The organism is Komagataeibacter xylinus (assembly GCF_031081985.1).
Taxonomy (GTDB): domain Bacteria; phylum Pseudomonadota; class Alphaproteobacteria; order Acetobacterales; family Acetobacteraceae; genus Komagataeibacter; species Komagataeibacter xylinus_E.
The window spans coordinates 223,048-242,071 of sequence record NZ_JARWSK010000001.1 but is presented as its reverse complement, the minus strand read 5'-3'; the positions used below and the strand labels follow the sequence as shown (position 1 = coordinate 242,071).

General features: G+C 62.7%; 18 protein-coding genes. 9 read left to right on the top strand and 9 right to left on the bottom strand.

Going from position 1 to position 19,024, the window contains the following annotated elements:
* Positions 1 to 122: 122 nt before the first annotated feature.
* Both QEG70_RS01075 and QEG70_RS01070 read left to right on the top strand, forming a co-directional pair.
* A complete protein-coding gene (locus QEG70_RS01075) occupies positions 123 to 1,634 on the top strand; it encodes an aldehyde dehydrogenase family protein (RefSeq protein WP_308718937.1) in 1,512 nt (503 codons plus the stop codon).
* Positions 1,635 to 1,838: 204 nt separating this feature from the next.
* A complete protein-coding gene (locus QEG70_RS01070) occupies positions 1,839 to 3,119 on the top strand; it encodes an NAD(P)/FAD-dependent oxidoreductase (RefSeq protein WP_308718936.1) in 1,281 nt (426 codons plus the stop codon).
* 109 nt (positions 3,120 to 3,228) lie between these two features.
* Here QEG70_RS01070 and QEG70_RS01065 read toward each other — a convergent pair whose 3' ends face one another.
* A complete protein-coding gene (locus tag QEG70_RS01065) occupies positions 3,229 to 3,864 on the bottom strand; it encodes a TetR/AcrR family transcriptional regulator (protein ID WP_308718935.1) in 636 nt (211 codons plus the stop codon).
* 82 nt (positions 3,865 to 3,946) lie between these two features.
* Entirely contained in the window at positions 3,947 to 4,621 is a 675-nt protein-coding gene (locus tag QEG70_RS01060; RefSeq protein ID WP_308718934.1) for a DUF1868 domain-containing protein, read from the bottom strand.
* Between QEG70_RS01060 and QEG70_RS01055 the strand changes: the two genes are divergently transcribed.
* Positions 4,502 to 4,780 carry a hypothetical protein gene (locus QEG70_RS01055; protein ID WP_308719453.1) on the top strand — a complete coding sequence of 93 codons (279 nt, stop codon included), beginning with the start codon at positions 4,502 to 4,504 and terminating at the stop codon, positions 4,778 to 4,780. The two genes, QEG70_RS01060 and QEG70_RS01055, sit on opposite strands and share 120 nt — an antisense overlap.
* Positions 4,781 to 4,850: 70 nt before the next feature.
* On the top strand, positions 4,851 to 6,044 hold the full coding sequence (locus QEG70_RS01050) for a lipase family protein (protein ID WP_308718933.1): 1,194 nt from the start codon (positions 4,851 to 4,853) through the stop codon (positions 6,042 to 6,044).
* 8 nt (positions 6,045 to 6,052) lie between these two features.
* Here the strand turns inward: QEG70_RS01050 and QEG70_RS01045 are convergent, their stop codons facing one another.
* On the bottom strand, positions 6,053 to 6,841 hold the full coding sequence (locus QEG70_RS01045; RefSeq protein WP_308719422.1) for an alpha/beta fold hydrolase: 789 nt from the start codon (positions 6,839 to 6,841) through the stop codon (positions 6,053 to 6,055).
* Between the two features lie 206 nt (positions 6,842 to 7,047).
* Between QEG70_RS01045 and QEG70_RS01040 the strand changes: the two genes are divergently transcribed.
* Entirely contained in the window at positions 7,048 to 7,299 is a 252-nt protein-coding gene (locus QEG70_RS01040; RefSeq protein WP_130732888.1) for a hypothetical protein, read from the top strand.
* Positions 7,300 to 7,338: 39 nt separating this feature from the next.
* Here the strand turns inward: QEG70_RS01040 and QEG70_RS01035 are convergent, their stop codons facing one another.
* Positions 7,339 to 8,985 carry an alginate export family protein gene (locus tag QEG70_RS01035; RefSeq protein ID WP_374762522.1) on the bottom strand — a complete coding sequence of 549 codons (1,647 nt, stop codon included), beginning with the start codon at positions 8,983 to 8,985 and terminating at the stop codon, positions 7,339 to 7,341.
* A 540-nt stretch (positions 8,986 to 9,525) separates the two neighbouring features.
* On the opposite strand from QEG70_RS01035, the gene QEG70_RS01030 reads away from it, so the two are divergent.
* The 3 genes from QEG70_RS01030 to QEG70_RS01020 are packed head-to-tail and all read left to right on the top strand — an operon-like array spanning position 9,526 to position 12,006.
* Positions 9,526 to 10,347 (top strand): MetQ/NlpA family ABC transporter substrate-binding protein, encoded by an 822-nt coding sequence (locus QEG70_RS01030; RefSeq protein WP_308718931.1) that lies wholly within the window; start codon positions 9,526 to 9,528, stop codon positions 10,345 to 10,347.
* Positions 10,338 to 11,372 (top strand): methionine ABC transporter ATP-binding protein, encoded by a 1,035-nt coding sequence (locus QEG70_RS01025; protein WP_308718930.1) that lies wholly within the window; start codon positions 10,338 to 10,340, stop codon positions 11,370 to 11,372. The genes QEG70_RS01030 and QEG70_RS01025 overlap by 10 nt, the downstream gene beginning before the upstream one ends.
* A complete protein-coding gene (locus QEG70_RS01020; protein ID WP_308718929.1) occupies positions 11,353 to 12,006 on the top strand; it encodes a methionine ABC transporter permease in 654 nt (217 codons plus the stop codon). The genes QEG70_RS01025 and QEG70_RS01020 overlap by 20 nt, the downstream gene beginning before the upstream one ends.
* Positions 12,007 to 12,030: 24 nt before the next feature.
* Here the strand turns inward: QEG70_RS01020 and QEG70_RS01015 are convergent, their stop codons facing one another.
* Positions 12,031 to 13,317, bottom strand: a complete 1,287-nt coding sequence (locus tag QEG70_RS01015) for an NAD(P)/FAD-dependent oxidoreductase (protein WP_308718928.1) — start codon at positions 13,315 to 13,317, stop codon at positions 12,031 to 12,033.
* Between the two features lie 342 nt (positions 13,318 to 13,659).
* On the opposite strand from QEG70_RS01015, the gene QEG70_RS01010 reads away from it, so the two are divergent.
* The gene (locus QEG70_RS01010) at positions 13,660 to 14,421 is read left to right on the top strand and encodes an SDR family NAD(P)-dependent oxidoreductase (protein ID WP_061271895.1); all 762 of its coding nucleotides are present in this window, start codon (positions 13,660 to 13,662) and stop codon (positions 14,419 to 14,421) included.
* A 102-nt stretch (positions 14,422 to 14,523) separates the two neighbouring features.
* Here QEG70_RS01010 and QEG70_RS01005 read toward each other — a convergent pair whose 3' ends face one another.
* Genes QEG70_RS01005 through glpK form a run of 4 tightly spaced genes read right to left on the bottom strand, consistent with a single transcriptional unit; the run spans position 14,524 to position 18,993 of the window.
* The gene (locus tag QEG70_RS01005) at positions 14,524 to 15,282 is read right to left on the bottom strand and encodes a DeoR/GlpR family DNA-binding transcription regulator (RefSeq protein ID WP_308718927.1); all 759 of its coding nucleotides are present in this window, start codon (positions 15,280 to 15,282) and stop codon (positions 14,524 to 14,526) included.
* Positions 15,283 to 15,314: 32 nt separating this feature from the next.
* Positions 15,315 to 16,421 carry a class II fructose-bisphosphate aldolase gene (gene fbaA, locus QEG70_RS01000; RefSeq protein ID WP_308718926.1) on the bottom strand — a complete coding sequence of 369 codons (1,107 nt, stop codon included), beginning with the start codon at positions 16,419 to 16,421 and terminating at the stop codon, positions 15,315 to 15,317.
* A 51-nt stretch (positions 16,422 to 16,472) separates the two neighbouring features.
* Positions 16,473 to 17,459 (bottom strand): class II fructose-bisphosphatase, encoded by a 987-nt coding sequence (gene glpX / locus QEG70_RS00995; RefSeq protein ID WP_308718925.1) that lies wholly within the window; start codon positions 17,457 to 17,459, stop codon positions 16,473 to 16,475.
* Between the two features lie 34 nt (positions 17,460 to 17,493).
* Positions 17,494 to 18,993, bottom strand: a complete 1,500-nt coding sequence (gene glpK / locus QEG70_RS00990) for a glycerol kinase GlpK (protein WP_308718924.1) — start codon at positions 18,991 to 18,993, stop codon at positions 17,494 to 17,496.
* Positions 18,994 to 19,024: the final 31 nt, after the last annotated feature.

The window sequence follows — 19,024 nt, the reverse complement described above, 5'->3', positions numbered from 1 at the left end:
AACCAAAAAAAAACGAAATATTTTTACTTTATTTTCTTCACGCCGGGCTTGCTGCACTGTGCGTAATGCGCTTTTGCGCCCCCGGTTCGATAAATAGACCATTACCCTGAAGGAAAATCACCGTGTCAGCAGACAGCATCACGGCAGCCCCGCCGTTCAAGTCCCGTTATGGTAACTATATTGGTGGCAAATGGGTTGCCCCCGTCGATGGTCATTACCTGACCAACACCTCCCCCGTTGATGGCCGCGTGCTGTGCGAAGTGCCCGCTTCCACCGCAGCCGACGTGGAGCTGGCACTTGATGCAGCCCACAAGGCAAAGAAAGCCTGGGGCGAGATGGCGCCTGCCGACCGCGCGCTGATCCTGCTCAAGGCAGCCGACATCATGGAAAAGAACCTCGACCTGCTCGCCCGGGCCGAGACATGGGACAACGGCAAGCCCATCCGCGAGACCCTGACCGCCGACATCCCGCTGGCGATCGATCATTTCCGCTACTTCGCCGGCTGCATCCGCGCCCAGGAAGGCACGCTGAGCGAGATCGACGCGACCACCATCGCCTACCACTTCCATGAGCCGCTTGGCGTCGTGGCACAGATCATTCCGTGGAACTTCCCGCTGCTCATGGGTTCGTGGAAGCTGGCGCCTGCGCTGGTCGCCGGTAACTGCGTGGTCATGAAGCCTGCCGAGAGCACGCCTGCTTCCATGCTGGTGCTGATGGAACTGATCGGTGACCTGTTCCCGCCCGGCACGCTGAACATTGTCAACGGCCTGGGCAAGGATGTGGGCGCTGCCCTGTCCAACAGCGACCGCATTGCCAAGATCGCCTTCACCGGTTCGACTCCCACCGGCAAGATGATCGCGCATGCTGCTGCCGAGCACCTGATCCCGGCAACGCTGGAGCTGGGCGGCAAGTCGCCGAACATCTTCTTCGCCGACATCATGGACAAGGACGACGACTACCTCGACAAGGCGGTCGAAGGCTTCACCATGTTCGCCCTCAACCAGGGCCAGATCTGCTCCTGCCCCAGCCGCGCGCTGGTGCATGAATCGATCTATGAGAAGTTCATGGCACTTGCCCTGCCCCGCATCAAGGCGATCCGCCAGGGCAACCCGCTTGACCCCAACACCATGATGGGCGCGCAGAACTCGCACGGCCACCAGGAAAAGATCCTGTCCTACATCGACATCGGCAAGGGCGAAGGCGCCGAGTTGCTGACCGGTGGCGGCCGCCCCGACCTTGGTGGCGACCTGAACAACGGGTGCTACGTGCAGCCGACCGTGTTCAAGGGCAACAACAAGATGCGCATCTTCCAGGAAGAGATCTTTGGCCCGGTTCTGGCCGTGACCACCTTCAAGACGGAAGAAGAAGCGCTGGCCATCGCCAACGACACCCCCTTCGGCCTCGGCTCGGGCGTGTGGAGCCGTGATGCCAACACCTGCTACCGCATGGGCCGTGGCCTTGAGGCCGGTCGCGTGTGGGTCAACTGCTACCACGTCTATCCGGCGCATGCGGCCTTTGGTGGCTACAAGAAGTCCGGCATCGGGCGCGAGACCCACAAGATGGTGCTCGAACACTACCAGCAGACCAAGAACATGCTGGTCAGCTACAGCGAAAAGAAGCGCGGCTTCTTTTGATCCGCTGAGGGGGTGAAAACCCAATAGCCCCCAAGGCAGGGCGCGGCGGTCGGGCTGGTTTACCGGGTCGGCCGCCGTGTTCCATTGTCCGGGCCATTCGCGTCGGGCCCGCGGCAGGACAGTTTTCGATATTTCAGGATATGCGACAGGGTTTTTCCCACGGGACCGGGACACTGTGCGGCAGAAGTAAAAAAGAGGCATAGGATGGCACAAAAGTTTCGGGTCGTAATCGTAGGTGGTGGCGTGGCTGGCCTGGCGCTGGCAACCCGGCTGGGTGACAAGATTGGCAAATCTGGCCAGGCTGAAATCACGCTGGTTGATAAAAGCTTCGCACATGTGTGGAAGCCCATGCTGCACTGCTTTGCCGCAGGCACCGCTGCCAACGAGAATGACCGCATCAGCTTCCTGTCGCAGGCAAGCCGCCATCATTTTGAATTCTGGCCCGGTGAGATTTCGGGCATGGACCGCAAGGCCAAGACCATTACGCTTGCCCCGGTTGTCGAGCCTACGGGCGAGGTGATCCTTGATGAACGCAAGCTGGAATATGACGCGCTGGTGCTGTCGATTGGCAGCCGCGCCAATGATTTCGGCACGCCCGGCGTGGCCGAGCACTGCCTGTTCATTGACAACCTCGTCGATGCCAACGGCTTCAACGACCGCTTCCGCATGGAACTGCTCAAGGCGTTCGGCAATAACGAGCAGCTTGACATCGCCATTGTGGGCGGGGGCGCCACCGGCACGCAGCTTGCCGCCGAACTGCACAAGGCGCTTGATCTCGCCTCGCTCTACAGCTTTGGCAAGAAGCCGCCCAAGCTGAACATTACCCTGCTTGAGGCAGGCCCGCGCATCCTGCCCGCCTTCCCTGAGGCGGTATCGGCTGCAGCGCAGAAGGAGCTTGAGGCGATCGGCGTCAAGGTCCAGACCTCGGCCATGGTCAGCGGCGCTGATGAAAAGGGCTTCATGCTCAAGGACGGCACCCGCATTCCCGCCACCCTGCGCGTGTGGGCGGCTGGCGTGAAGGCGCCTGACGTGACACGCAAGTTTGGTGAACTCAAGCTGTCGCGCTCGGGCCAGCTTGAAGTGCGGCCCACGCTGCAACTTGTGGAAGATGACAGCATCTTCGCCATGGGTGACTGCGCCTTCATTGCTGAAAAACCCGTCGCCCCCACCGCGCAGGCCGCCCGCCAGCAGGCCCATCACCTGGCCCGCTACATGCCTGCCTGGATTGGCGGCAAGGCGCTGCCGCCTTTCGCCTTCCACAACAAGGGCGCGGTTGTTGCGCTTGGCGATTATAACGGCTGGGGCACCTTCCCCGGCGGGCGCGTGTTTGGCGGCGGCTGGCTGCGTGGCATTACCGCGCGCATGGTTCACCTCATGCTGTATCGCCAGCACCAGTTTGAACTCTATGGCGTGTTCCGCGGCACCATGTCGTGCCTTGTGGACTGGCTGGACGTGTTCGTGCGGCCTTCCGTGCGGCTTGACTGAAGCATACAGGTTTCGGGGGGCCGTCCTTTTCTCAAAGGCGGCCTTTCCTGAAGCTTTTTTATGATTGCTATGCCAGCAGGGCGGGCGCCATTGGGTCCCGCCCTTTTATTTATGGGGCGGCCGGAGCCGGTGCGACCCAGAGCGAGGATTGCAGCGCGTAGGTGTTCTGTAGCAGCGGCACCAGCGCCGGGCGGCCTTTCAGCCTGATCCACTCATCAAGTGCCGTGCGAAAAATGGCAATGCCACAGCGCGCCATGAGGCGGGCGGCGGTCTTGCGGTTCTTGCGCTCGGCAATGCGTTTGGCCAGCCCGTCTGCCAGGCAGTCTTCCCACTTGCCGTATTTCTGCAGGCTTACGGTCTGGAGCGAGGGGGTTTTTTCAATCAGGAACACAAAGGCATAGGTATCCTGCCGGTTGGCCGCGATGCGTGGCACGAGCGAGGTGAAGGCATGCATCATCGCATCGGCAGGCGGCATGTCGGCCGGGCAGGCCGCGAGGGCCTCGGTCAGGGTCTGGGTCATGCCGCGCGTCCAGGCCAGCACGATGTCGCCCTTGGTTTCGAACATGCGGAACAGGGTGCGGCGCGAGACTTCCGCCGCATCGGCAATCTCATCCACCGTCGTCTCGTCATATCCCTTGGCGGAGAACAGCCGCATTGCCTCGGCAATCAGCGTATTGCGCGCACGCGCCTGCTTGCGTTCGCGCAGGCCGGGCTTTGGCTGATCGTCAGGGGCGTCGGGCTTCATGCAATCTCCTTGTGGGCATTCCCATCATGCCGCAGGGTATTACGCATATTCAAGATGCGAGGAAGGGCAAAACGGTTTGCGGTTACGCCACAAGGAACTGGCGATGATAGGCATGCATGTCATCAAACAGGCAGAATTCCGGCGGGCCAAGATCAATTTCGGGCAGGCGCGCGGCCATCCGCCCCTGAAACCGCACCATGACATCCGTATAGTCACGCGCTTCGCGCGCGGTAAAGCCTTGGATTTTGTAGCCGATCGTGGTGTGAAAAACATACCGGTCCAGCCAGGCATCATGCATGCCCAGATGGGCGGCAAGGCTGGCGCGAAAGTGGCGCAGCGCGGTCGCACCCTCACGGTCCACCGCTTCAAGCCGGATGCGGCAGCCCTGCCTGTCACGCAGCGGGTCCGGCCGCGCGGGGCGCATGCGCAGGGGATCGGGCAGCTTGCCGGGAAAGGCGCGGAGCCTTTCGCCCGCCCACGCATCGCATTGCGGCATGGGGGTATCACGGGCCAGGTCGCACGGCCATGTGCGCTTGCTCCGGCGGGTATTGTTCAGCCCGTCAAAAACCGTCATGTGATAGCTTGAAGGCGGCAGAAACGCGATTTTGGCGGCAAAATCGAACTGGCTCATCTGGTCGTGCAGATCAAGCATGGCATGGAAAAACGCGCCGTCGCGGGGCAGGTGGCAGATGACCGTATTGCCGGGAAAGTATCGGGGCGTGCCATCGGAATGAAATTTATTCTGATTGAACAGCACTGTTTTCTTCTCCTACGGCTGGTCGCCACCCTTTTTGCATCAGTGCCATGTTTTTACCGGCATTCTTTCAGGCAACTGCATGCTTTTACCGCAGGGGCAGCCATGCCCTGCGCCGGGCAGGCCGGCTTTATTGCCGCCTGCCGCTTTACAGCGCCGTGATGGGCTGGAAATATGAACCCGATAGGGCAAATGCCGCAACAGCAGCCCCCAATGAAGGACTGATCCCGACATGACCCTGCCTGCCCGAATCCTTGGCACGCTCATGGCCAGCCTGTGCCTGGCCAGCCCCGCCCTGCACGCCCGCGCGGCTGAAACCCCTGCAAAAACTCCCGCAAGTCCCGGCACGCCTGTCGGCACGGCTCCGCTGGCCCCGGCCCTGAGCCTGCCCGATGCGGGTCGTGCCCTGCGCATGACCTATCTTTCAACCGATGGGGTAACCGGCAAGGGCACGGTGCCCGTCACGGCGGAAGTGATCGTGCCGCCGGGCAAGGCCCCTGCGGGCGGGTGGCCCATCGTGGCCTGGGCGCATGGCACCGTGGGCATCGGGCAGGGCTGCACGCCCTCGCTCCACCCCTATACCGTGCGCAACAGCACATATCTGGCCGCCTGGATGAAGCGGGGCTTCGCCATTGTCGCCACCGATTATCAGGGGCTGGGCACGCCGGGGGTGCATCCTTACCTCAATGCGCGCGCCGAGGCGTATAACGTGCTTGATGGCGTGCGTGCCGCTGTCGCCGCCGTGCCGGGGCTGCGCAACACGGTCATGATCGTGGGCCAGTCGCAGGGCGGCGGGGCCGCGTTTGCGGCAGCGGCATTTGCCGCCACCTATGCGCCGGATGTGAATATCCGCGGCACGGTGGCCACCGGCGTGCCCTATTTCACGCCCGAACTCGGCGCGCAACTGACCGCCGCCGCCCACGCGGCAGGGCCTGCAAAATATGACCCGCTTGTTGTCTACATGCTCTATCTCGGTGCCTCGCTTGCCGGGCGTGACCCGGCTTTCCACCCTGAGGAAGCCTTCACGCCCCGCGCCATGGCCGCCTACCACGCCGCATCGACCACCTGCGTGGGCGACATGGAGCAGAAGATAAAGGATGAAGGGCTGACCCTGCCCAACGCCCTGCAACCCGACTTCCCCAAGGCGCTGGCCCCGGCTTTTGCAGCGATGGCCTATCCCACCCTGAAGCTGGCCCAGCCCCTGTTTGTGGGCACGGGCACCGATGACCATGACGTGCCGCCCATGCTGCAACTCTCGCTGGTAAAGGCGGCCTGTGCGGCGGGCAGCACGGTTCAGGCGCATCTGTACAAGGGGCTGGACCATTCACAGACCGTCAACGCCTCGCTACCGGATTCCGCAGCCTTTACGCAGGCGGTCATGGCAGGCCAGCCGGTTACGCCGCAATGCACGCCGGTGCCGCAGTAAGGTTCTCCCTACCCTGTCACGCGCAGGAATTCCTCGACCACGCGCAGGAATTCCCAAGGCTGCTCGGCATGCAGCCAGTGCCCGGCCCCTTTCAGCCGCACCAGCCGGTAATGGGGAAAAAGCTGGCGCATGAGCGGGTAATCACGGGGCTGGACATAGGGTGAAGCCCCGCCCGCCACAAACAGCACCGGGCCGCCATACTGCGTGCCCGGTGGCAGGGCGGGCCAGCCCACCACCTGCGCCATGCCCGTCACGATCTGCTCGATCCCGATCTGCCAGTGCGGGTTGGCGCCGGGCACGATATTCTGCTTCATCATGTCGCGCACCGGCTTTTCGGCAATGACGGGGGCAAGCCAGCTATCGGCCTCGCCCAAGGTGAGCGTGGGCGGAAAATGCAGCCCGGCCAGCCCTGAAGCGATTGCGCCGGAATGCGCATGACCACCCGGCCCCGGCGCAATATCGGCCACGAGCAGGGCATGCACGCAGGCAGGAGATTGCAACGCCAGCATCATCGCCACCTTGCCCCCCATGGAATGCCCGATAACCGTTGCGGGCAGCGCGTCATGCGCGGCCAGCGTTTCGTACACGTCGGCTGCCATGGTGGGGTAATCCATTGGCCCATGTGGGCTGCTGCCGTGGTTGCGCAGGTCAAGGGCAAGGATGCGGCGGGTGGCCGCAAGGCGGCGCTGGAAAAACCCGAAATTGCGCGCCCGCCCGAACAGCCCATGCAGGAAGACCACGGGCGGCAGGGTGTTCGTGCCATCCTCCGGTCCACGTTCAATCACATCAAGCAGCACGCTGGTCCGCTCCCTCATCCATGCATCAGGACTGCAAGCATAACCTGCGCGCCAGGACCGCGTGGTCATAATTCCGTGCCCACGCAGCCCTGCCCTGCCAGGCATCGGCCTTGAAAACCCCCATACCCGGACCGACATGTAAACCGTTACGCCCGACGAAGATGATCGGAGCGATGTTTTTAATAAAAACAGGACTGGAACAGACCATGAGCGCTGCTGAAACCCTCCGCAAACTCAGCCCCGAAGATGTGCAGGAAATTGCCAAGCACCTTGAGGGCACGCTGCACCAGCACAAGGCCGACCTGCACAAGCAGATTGCCGAACACCTGGCCAGCCTGAAGGGCGAGGTCACGCTGCATGAGAACAAGATCCCGACCTCGTGCAAGGTTTACGGGATGATGTTCCTGCTTGCGGCCTCGCTGGCCAGCTTCATCTTTGGCCGCAAATCGGCTGAATGAACCCCGTGGGCACGGGCTGCCCGGCGGGGCGGCCCGTGTTCAGAAACGGAAGACGAAATTAGACTGGTAGTAGGTGCCGCTCGCGCCACCCGCCTCATTGAGCGCGCGCGATGTCATGAAGCGCGAGACATACTGCGTCCATGACAGATGGGTATTGATCTGCCACGCAACCGACACCTGTGGCGCCATACCCACGAACCGCCCCCGGAAATTGCCCGCGAATTTGTAATAACCCGATGATTTGTAAACCGGGTCATTCACGCTATCACGCCAGAACAGCGGGTATTTGAACTGGATGCTAACGGACTTGAACGGCGTTATGCGCACGAGCGGCGCAAAACTGATCAGGTTCGAGCCGGTCATGTAGGTTGTGGTGTCGAGATAGTTGGTCTGCGGGTTGAAGGGCGAGAGATAGGTGCCCACCGTCCCCTGGCTTTTCGAGGCATTACCGCCGGAATACACATCCGTCTGGATACCGGCGAAGGTGTGTAGCGCCTCATCGGGCAGGCGATAGCCTACCGTACTGTTGATGGCATAGGCGCTGACCCCGCGCGGGGCGTTGTTGCTGGCGTTACGGAATACGCCACCCTGCCATATGCCGCCCACCGAGAATTCGATCGGGCCTGCAATACCATGCCAGCGCATGCCGAAATTGTTGCGCGTGTCCGACCCGTTGACCGCGCCCTTCGGCCCCACAATGGCACCAGCCGCGCCATTAAGCTTGTAGCCGATATAGAACGCATCGACGAAGGAATATCCCTTCTGCCCCATGAAGGTGAAATCCGGCGGCGCCCAGGTGGCATTGAAGCCATACAGGCGGCTGGCATAGTTCTCGACATCGTGGAACATGCGCCGGTCACTATCATCGGTCTGCACGAAATCCCATGCATCGATGCGGATGCGCTGCCACACCATATAGGCCCGGAACCCATCCCATGACAGCGGCACGTTGGGCGTCTCGCGTGCATAGAGCATGTAGGATGGCGCATCGAGAAACTGCTGGCGGCCAAACATGAAGCCGCTTTTGGCGCCCAGCATGTTCCACTTCACCTCGACAAAGGCCTGCTGTGCGTCGAGCCGCTTGCGGTAGGTCGAGCCATAGCCATAACCGCCCCACCCCCCTGCATCGGCATTGACCAGTTGGCCAAAAAACCGCAGGTGCTCGCCAATATGCAGGTCCGCGCCATACAGGTTACGCACGCCAAAGCGGCCGGAATCATTGGGTTTCTGCGTGCCCAGGGCAGGACGGGTTTCAAACCAGTTGCGCAGCCGCGTCTCGCCTGAAAAGCTGATCCACACAGTCCCGCTGCGGGTGAGCGGAATGTATTTCAGCGCATCGAACAGGTCGTCATGCTTTTTGGGGTCGCGCAGGTTGCTCCAGTCCTCGGCCCAGGGGCTGACGCCATAGCGCCCCACCGGCCCGAAGCCCGCGGCCTCGCCATTGCCACGGTTGAACACGCCCCAGTCATACTGATGGCCGCTGCGGCGGTTTTCCTGCCCGCCTATGCGGATGGGCTGCCCCACCGGGTTGGCATGCGGAAAGGTGAGAATGGGGGGGCGCTGGGTCATGTGCACCACCATCTGTTCCGGCTGCCCCGGCGCGTTGCTGCCGGACACGACCGGATCAGGCGCCGCCTGGGCTGCATACACCCCCAGCATGGATACGCACAGGGCACCCCCACGCATATACCGGTACCCCAGTCGTGTGGCTGAATGGAGGGTGGACATCATGTTCATGCACCACATGGCATGCCGGGAAGCGGCGGCAGCGGGTTAAATACTGTCAATTATCGTATTATGATGAAATAATCCGGTCAATATCGTATTTTATAATCCCCTCCCCCTCGGGGCCGTATGAAACAGTCGGGCAATAGAAAGCCACAATGCAACCACCCCATTGAAGAATCTTTGTTAAACCGTAAAAAACAGGTACAACACCATTGCACGAAACCGATCGTATGATGCAGGAACAACCTTGAAAAAAGAACGCATTCCTGCCCACCGCATCCCCTCCCGCGCAGACTGCCAGCGCCGCATGCCCGTGCCGCAGGGCATTAATGAACATTATATATCGTATTTAATGTTGACGCACGCAGCCTCTTGTCTCTTTATGCCTTTCCGCTGCCTGCATGCCATGCAGCCCATCAGGGGCGTTGTCAAAAAGACCATCACGCCATAGTGGTGCTGCATCGTTGCTCTTCTTGCGATGTACCGATCAGGAATGCCATGAAACAGATTGCCCCCCTCACCCGTCGCGCCCTGCTCAGCCTTGCTGGCGGCCTCGCCTGCCTGCCCCTGGCAACACGGGCGCGGGCCGCGGATGGCAAGCTGGTCCGCATCGGCATCATGGCAGGCGAGGACGAGGATCTGTGGCGGGTCATTACGGCCAATGCCGCAAAAGAAGGGCTCAATCTCGGCATCGTGACATTCTCCGATTACAACACGCCCAACGAGGCGCTGGCCGAGCACGAGATTGATGCCAACGCCTTTCAGCACGCCCCGTTCCTCGATGCCCAGAAAGCGGCCCGTGGTTACGACATCGTCAGCGTCTGCCCGACCTATTTCTCACCCATCGGGCTGTATTCGGCGCGGTGGAAGGCGCTTTCCGACCTGCCGGACAAGGCGGTGATCGGCGTGCCGAACGACCCGAGCAATGAAGGCCGCGCCCTGCGCCTGCTCGAAGCGCTGGGGCTGATCAGACTTGATTCCGCAGCCGGCCTGCTACCCACCCCGCTCGACGTGACCGAAAACCCCCATCACTTCTCCTTCCGCGAGCTTGATGCGGGCATTGTCGGCCGCACCCTGCCTGACGTGGATGCCGCCGTAATCAACACCAACTGGGCGCTGAAGGCGGGCGTGGACATACAGAAGCAGCGGATCGGGGTGGAATCGCTGCAAAACAACCCTTACGTCAACTTCGTGGCGGTCAATGCCGCTGATGCGCATGCCCCGTGGGTTGAGGCGCTGGTCCGCGCCGTGCACCAGCCCGCCACGCGCGAGGCGATTGCCAGCATCTTCCACGGCGCGGTTGAACCGGCATGGACGTGAATGTCGTTGACGTACGCCATGTCAGCCGCCGCTTTGGCGGGCATGTAGCGCTTGATGATGTGTCCTTCTCGGTAGCAAGGGGTGAAATCCTTGGCGTGATCGGGCGATCGGGGGCGGGCAAGAGTTCGCTGCTGCGCTGCCTTGGCGCGCTTGACCGGCCTGATGCGGGGCAGATCCTGATCGAAGGCCAGGACATCACCACCCTGCCGCAGGCGGGGCTGGTGGCGTTGCGGCGGCGTATCGGCTTCGTGTTCCAGCATTTCAACCTGCTCAGTTCGCGCACGGTGGCGGGCAATATCAGCCTGCCGCTTGAAATCGCGGGCGTGCCACGCGCGGACCGCCCGCAGCGCATTGCGGAACTGCTGGCGCTGGTGGGCCTCTCGGCGCATGGTGATAAATGGCCCAGCCAGCTTTCTGGCGGGCAGAAGCAGCGCGTGGGCATTGCGCGCGCGCTGGCCAATGACCCGGCGCTGCTGCTGTGCGATGAAGCCACCTCCGCCCTCGACCCCGAAACCACGACCGCCATTCTCGACCTGCTGGCCGAAATCAACCGCGAACTGGGGCTGACCATCATCCTCATCACGCATGAGATGGATGTGATCCGCCGCATTGCCACGCATCTGGTGGTGCTGGACCAGGGCCGCATTGTTGAAAATGCCCCCACGCTGGCCATTATGGGGGCCGCTACGCAATCCGCCGTTACCCAGGCCCTGCTGTCGGAAACACAGCCGCAGGTGCCCCCCGCCCTGCGCGCGCGGCTGGTGGCCGAGCCTGCGCCTGATGGGTGGGCGATCATCCGCATCCAGCTTGCGGGCGAGGCCGCATGGCAGCCCCTGCTGTCGCTGCTCGGCCAGCAATATGGCGTGGAGGCCACCGTGCTGCAGGGTGGCACCACCGAGATCGCGGGCCAGCCCTTTGCCGACCAGATCGTGTCGGTGACCGGTTATTGTGCCGAGATCCATGATTTCCTGACGCAGTTCGACCCCTCACTGAAGGTTCTTGGCCATGTCCCGGCTGATCATTGACCTGATCGCACGCGCAACGTGGGAGACGACCATCATGGTCGCCTGTTCGGGGCTGCTTGCCGTGCTTGGCGGCCTGCCGCTGGCGCTGCTCATGGTAGCGATGCGGCGCGGCGGGCTGATGCCCTGCCCGCCCGCCGCCCGCCTGCTGGGGCTGGTGGTGGACATCCTGCGCGCCATCCCCTTCATCATCCTGCTGGTCATTCTCATTCCCGTAACCCGGATGATCGTGGGCACCTCACTGGGCACGGCGGCAGCGATCGTACCACTTTCGCTGGCGGCCATTCCCTATTTCGCCCGTATTGCCGAGGTCTCGCTCCGCGCGGTCGACCCCAATCTGGTCGATGCCGTGCGCACCATGGGCGGCACGCGGTGGATGATCGTGCGCCATGTGCTCATACCCGAGGCCCTGCCCGGCCTAGTGGCGGGGTTCACGGTCACCCTCATTACCCTGACCGGGGCCTCGGCCATGGCGGGCGCCGTAGGTGCCGGGGGCCTGGGCGACCTTGCCATCCGTTACGGCTACCAGCGCTTCAACACACAGGTCATGTCGCTTGTCGTGGTGGTGCTGATCGTGTTCGTGGCCATCATCCAGGCGGCGGGCAACGCCCTGTCGAACCACCTGCGCCACGACTGAGAGGGAGCCTGCGCCCCGTGGCCCTCAGTCCAGCCGGACGGAGGGGCGCACGAACACGTCAAGCCAGTCGACAAGGCACGAGATCGTGCCGCGCACCGGCCCATACAGTTCGAACTGATGCTGGCGGTAGAGCATGAGATGCACCATCCGCGCCGACAGGCCATGCAGCCAGCCGCCACCGAACACCGTGCCACCGGGGAAGGTACCCCAGCCATTGTAATCGCCCAGCGCCACGACCGCCCCCTTGTTGTGGAAGGTGAAGGCAGGCATGGGCTGGCCACTCATCATCCACCCCGGCAGGTGGCGGGCCAGGTGATGGGCCTGCTGGCGGGCGGCCTGGGCGGTAGGGGCAACGGGCTTTTCAGCAATGAAGGCGCAGTCGCCCATGGCGAAGATGTTGTCATCATCGAGCACCTGCAATGAGGGCCGCACCTCAAGCTGGCCCGAGCGCGACAGCTTGAGGCCGCCGAATTTGCTGGTTACATCCGGCGCCTTGACACCTGCGGCCCACACCCGCAGCGTGGCGGGCACGCGCGTGCCATCCTTGAGCAGGAAGCCGTTTTCATCCGCACCACTGACCATCGCGCCTGCACGCACGCTCACGCCAATCGCTTCAAGCTGCTTGACCGCCGCCGCCGAGACCGCCTCGGGGAAGGCAGGCAGAATGCGCGGGCCTGCCTCAAGGAGCGTGATGCGCAGCTTGGGCGGCTTGCGGCCAAAGCTGTAGAGCGAGGCGAGATCAAGCGCCTTGTGCAGCTCGGCGGCGAGCTGCGTGCCGGTGGCGCCACCACCCACGATCGCGATATCGAGTTCGTTGTTATTGGCAAAGGAGCGCAGCAGCTCCATGCGAAAGCGGTCGTTGAAGCCGTTGGCATCGACAAGGTTGTCAATGAACAGGCAGTGCTCGGCCACGCCGGGCGTGCCGAAATCGTTGGCGCGACTGCCGATTGACAGCACCACCGCATCATAATCGAGCGTGCGGGCCTCGACCACCACCTCCCCGCTCAGCGGGTCCTTGATGGGAGCGAGCGCTATGGTCTTGGCCGCGCGGTCGAGCGCCGTGATCTCGCCGGGCCAGAACTCGAAATGGTGCCGGCTGGCCTGTGACATGAAGCTGATGCGGTCATTCTCGTTGGCGGCGGTGCCTGCGGCGAAGCAGTGCAGCATCGGCTTCCACACATGCGCGAAGCTTTTATCGACCAGCGTGATTTCCGCACGGCCCGACTTGCCGACCGAATTGCCCAGCCGGGTTGCCAGCGCAAGGCCCGCAACGCCACCGCCTACAATAACGATCCGAAACTTCTGTGCCATCTCGATAATGCTCCAAACCCGCTCGCACGGCGTGGCCGGTTTTTCGCATGGAAAACACCGCCCCGCCACATTCATAACAAACCATGTTTGTGGCGAGTATATGTGATCCCCCCCTTGGCTGAAACATGCCCGGGCCCGAATTCTGGTGCAACTTCGTAACCAATGCCCCTTTTCCGTGCCGCCTGACCGCGCCAGAGCGGGAAAAACAGGCCGATCACCCCCACCCGATCAAAAGAACCCGATCAGCCCGGCCCATGCACCCTGCCTCTCCCTTCAGGCCGGGCAACATCTTGACACCCCCCGCGTTAACCCGCCTGATGCCAGCGACAAGCAGGAGACCCCATGACAGCCACACAAACCGGACGCATTGCAGGCAAGGTCGCCATCATTACAGGTGCTGCAAGCGGTATTGGCCGCGCCACGGCGGAGCGTTTTGCCGCCGAGGGCGCACAGCTTGCCCTGACCGACCTCAACACCGATGCACTCGATGAACTGACCAGCCAGCTTGAAAAAAACGGCGTGGACGTGATCTCGGTGCCAGCCGACGTAACCAGCGAGGCCGACATTGCCCGCGTGGTGCATGAAACCATGAAGCATTTTGGCCGCATCGACATTCTCGTGGCCAATGCGGGGGTCATCCCCGAGGCCGATCTCGCCTCCGCCACGGCGGATCTGTGGGATCACACCATGGCGGTCGATGCACGCGGCATGTTCCTGTGCTGCAAGCATGCCGCAGCCGAGATGGTCCATGCAGGACAGGGCGCGATCGTGTGCCTGTCCTCCATCTCGGCCTTTGCCGGGCAGAAGGGCCAGGCGGTGTATGGCCCAGCCAAATTCGTGGCCTCGGGCATCACCAAGCACCTCGCCATCGACCTTGCTGACAAGGGCGTGCGGGTCAATGCCGTGGCACCGGGCACCATCGACACCCCTGCGGTGGCGGGCATGGATGCGGAAGGTATTCGCAAGGTGGTCGAGATGCACCCGATGGGCCGCATGGGCAAGCCCGCGGAGATTGCCAGCGCCATCCTGTTCCTGGCCTCGGATGATGCATCCTTCATTACAGGCGCGGTGCTACCGGTTGATGGTGGTTATCTGGCACAGTAAGTTACTGATAAAATTATGGAATTTTTCTGAAGCTTTTTTTGAAAAGCTTCAGAAAATGCCGCCTTTAACAAAAGGCGGCACCTCAAAACTCCTGACCCGACTTCAGGCGATGTGCAGTTCCACATCATGAGCGCGCAGCATGGCGCAGATCTGCTCGGATGGCTGCCGGTCGGTAAAAAAGCCATGCACATGCGAAAGGTGCCCCAGCCGCCCCATGGGCCTGCGGCCGAATTTGGTCTGGTCGGCCAGCAGGTAGACACGCCTTGCATTGCGCATCATGGCCTGGGCCACGCTGATCTCATCGGCATCGAAATCAAGCAACGTGCCATCATCCTCGATGCCACTGATGCCGATCACGGCAAAATCGGTGCGATACTGCTCGATGAAGGTGCTGGCGGTGGAGCCGGTAATGCCGCCATCATAAAACCGCACCTGCCCCCCCGTCACGATCACCTGGAAATCGGTCTGGGCGGAAAGCGGAGTGGCCACATGCAGGTTGTTGGTAATGACCCGCAGCGCCTTGTGCCGCCGCAGGGCCTTGGCAAAGGCTTCGGTCGTGGTGCCGATGCTGACAAAAAGCGATGAGTTATCAGGGATCTGGCGGGCTGCAAGGGTGCCAATGGCTTCCTTGGCCCGCCGGTTGAGCACCTGCCGCTCAGAATAGGCGATATTCTCGACCGACGAGGCCAGACCCGCCCCGCCATGATGCCGCGCCACCAACCCGCGACGGGCCAGGAGGTTGACATCACGGCGGATGGTCTGGACCGCAACATTCAGCCTCTGGGCCAGATCCTCGTTGGAGACATAGCCCTGGGTACGCACCAGCGCGGTAATTTCCCGGTGACGTTCTTCTGCTGACACGTTGCCAGATACTCCCCCTTCACATGTGGTTTTTATACCGCGCGCGCCACGCTGCGCCCGGTGGCTCCCAGATCGGCAAACGACTGCTCGAGCCGCGCCACGATGCCCTGCTCGCCCACGCGCAGCCACTTGCGCGGGTCATACAGCTTCTTGGTCGGCTTGCCGGTGGAAGGCGCGATCTGGTGGCTGAACGCCTCCGCATGCTCCTGCACGTAATGACCCACGCTGCTGGCAAAGGCGAACTGGATGTCGGTGTCGATGTTCATCTTGAACACGCCGTAGGAGACCGCCTCGGTAATCTTGGCCTGCTCCGAGCCTGAACCGCCATGAAACACCAGTGCCAGCGGCTTCTCGCCAAGGTTGGTGGCCTTGGCCACCGCCGCCTGCGAATTGCGCAGGATCTCGGGCCGCAGCTTGACATTGCCCGGCGCATACACGCCATGCACGTTGCCAAACGAGGCCGCGATGGTCACGAACCCCAGCGGGGAAAGGGCCTCATAAGCCTTCAGCACATCCTCGGGCTGGGTGTAGAGATGCGCGTTATCGGCGCCATCATCAAGGTCATGGCCAATGCCGTCTTCCTCGCCGCCGGTAACGCCAAGCTCGATTTCAAGCCCGATGCCCAGCGGCGCCATACGGCGCAGGAAACGGGCGCATTCGGCAATGTTGTCTTCCAGCGGTTCAGCCGAAAGGTCGATCATGTGGGACGAGAACAGCGGGCGACCGGTTTCCTTCACCGCCTCCTCGCTGGCATCGATCAGGCCGGAAATCCATGGCAGCAGCTTGCGGTCGGCGTGGTCGGTATGCAGGATCACACACACGCCGTAAGCAGCAGCCACAGTATGGACATGACGGGCCGCAGCCACCGCACCGAGCACGCGGGCCTGTTCGGCATCCTTCATGCCCTCGCCCGCATAGAACCGCGCGCCACCGTTGGAAAGCTGGATGATGACATCCGCCCGGTTGCGGGCTGCCGCCTCAAGCACCGCGTTGATGCTGTCGGTGCCCACCACGTTGACTGCCGGCAGGGCATAGCCCTCGTCGCGGCAGGTCTCGACAAGGCGGCGGTAATCCGCGCCCGTCACAACGCCGGGGCGCAGGCCCAGTCGGCCCGAAGCGGTGTGTGCTGTATTGGTCATGTCGTTCCTCTATTGCCTGTTCTTGTTGTTATGCAATCGATGAAATACTGCTCACCAGGTCTTGGTCTGGTAATCGTGATGGCCTTCCACAAACCGGATGGTGCCGGATTTGGAGCGCATGACCAGCGAATGCGTGACCGTGCGGATGCCGCTGCGGCGAATGCCGTGGAGCAACGCCCCGCCCGTCACCCCGGTGGCGGAGAACAGCACGTCACCGCGCGCCATGTCCTCGAGCGCCAGCTTGCGCGACGGGTCGGCGCCGGGGTTCATCTTGCGCGCGCGCGCCACCTGGTCGTCATCTTCAAACAGGAGGCGGCCCTGCATCTGCCCATGCACGCAGCGCACGGCGGCGGCAGCCAGCACGCCTTCTGGCGCGCCGCCGGAGCCGACATAGATGTCAATCTCGCTGTCATCGAGGCAGGCGGCGATGGCGGCGGCCACGTCGCCATCGCTCAGCAGGGTGACGCGCGCGCCGGCAGCACGCGCGCGAGCAATCAGTTCCTCATGGCGCTCACGGTCGAGCGTGCAGAGCATGAGGTCGGACACCGCGCATTTCTTGGCCTGTGCCAGTGACTTGAGGTTGGCCTCGATGGTGCTGTCCAGATCCACCACGCCTTCGGGCAGGTAGGGGCCGACCACGATCTTGTCCATGTAGATGTCGGGCGCATGCAGGAAGTTGCCGCTTTCGGCCAGCGCGACCACGGTCAGCGCGTTGGGCAGGTTCTTGGCGCACAGGTTGGTGCCTTCAAGCGGGTCCACGGCAATATCCATGCCCGGGCCGCCCGAGCCGACCTTCTCGCCAATGAACAGCATCGGCGCTTCGTCCATCTCGCCTTCGCCAATCACCACGGTGCCATCAATGGCCACCGTGTCGAACGCGCGCCGCATGGCTTCCACCGCAGCGCCATCGGCTTCGTTCTTGAGGCCACGACCGGTCCAGGCCGATGCGGCGACCGCGGCCGCCTCGGTTACGCGCACGAGTTCAAGGGCAAGATTGCGGTCGGTAACCTGATAGGGATTATGCCGTGTGGTGGTCATGAAACACTCTTTTCCTGTTGGTCAGTAGTCTTGATTACGCAGCAACGGTGGAACTGAGCGTGCGGCGAACTGCCACATGCCATCCGGCCACCATAGTATCGCGCTGCGCCTTGTCCATTGTCGGGCGGAACAGATGCCCGCGTGTCCAGGTGCCCTCCAGTTCGGCAATGCTTTCCCACACCCCTGTGGCCAGCCCCGCGAGGAAGGCGGCCCCGAGTGCGGTGGTCTCGACCTGCCGGGGCCGTTCAACCGGAGTCTGGAGCATATCGGCGAGGAACTGGCAGAACCAGTCATTGACCGACATGCCACCATCAACACGCAGTGCGTTGAGCTTGCCGCCGCCATCCTCATGCATGGCGTCCATCAGGTCCATGGTCTGGTAGGCTACCGATTCCAGCGCCGCGCGCGCAATATGCGCCGCCGTGGCATCGAGCGTAAGCCCGCAGATCAGGCCACGGGCGTCGGGGTCCCAGTGGGGCGCGCCAAGGCCCACGAAGCCGGGCACCATATACACGCCGTGGCTGTGCGGCACGCGGGTGGCCATGTCATCGGTCTGGGAGGCATGGGTGATGAGGTTCAGCCCGTCGCGCAGCCAGCGGATGGCCGCCCCCGCCACGAAGATCGAGCCTTCGAGGGCATAGGTCATCTCCGACCCGATGCGGTAGGCGATGGTGGTGAGCATCCGGTTTTCGGACATGACGGGCGTGGTGCCGGTGTTGAGCAGCGCGAAGCAGCCCGTGCCGTAGGTGGCCTTGGCGGTGCCGGGGCGGAAACAGGCCTGCCCCACCATGGCGGCATTCTGGTCGCCTGCCATCCCCGCGACCTTGAGCGGCTCGCCAAACAGCTCGGGCGTTGTCTCGCCAAACACTTCGCTGTTGGTTTTGACTTCAGGCAGGATGGCGCGCGGCACCTTGAACAGGGCCAGCAATTCATCATCCCACGCGCAGCTATGGATATTGAACAGGAGCGTGCGGGCGGCGTTGGTGGTGTCGGTTGCATGCACGCGGCCGCCGGTCAGCCGCCACAAAAGGAAGCTGTCGATGGTGCCGCAGGCCAGTTCGCCCTTCTCGGCCCGCGCGCGCGCACCTTCCACGTTATCGAGAATCCACGCGATCTTGGTGGCCGAGAAATAGGGGTCGAGCAGCAGCCCGGTGCGCTCGCGCACGAAGGGTTCAAGCCCTTCCTCATGCATGCGCGCGCAGATGGGCGTGGTGCGCCGGTCCTGCCAGACAATGGCGCGGTGGATGGGCCTGCCGGTGCTGCGCTCCCACACCACGATGGTTTCACGCTGGTTGGTAATGCCGATACCCGCGATCACGCCGGGGCCGCCTGCCTTTTCAATGGCCTCGCGCGCGGTGGAGAGAACGTTGGACCAGATCTCCTCCGGGTCATGCTCGACCCAGCCCTGGCTGGGATAATGCTGGGCAAACTCGATGCGGGCGACCGAAATGGCCGTAATATCGCGATCGAACACGATGCTGCGGGTCGAGGTCGTTCCCTGGTCGATGGCGAGAATTCTGTTCTTCTTGTTCATTATCTTCTCCTGCCCCAACAGGGCGGATGCG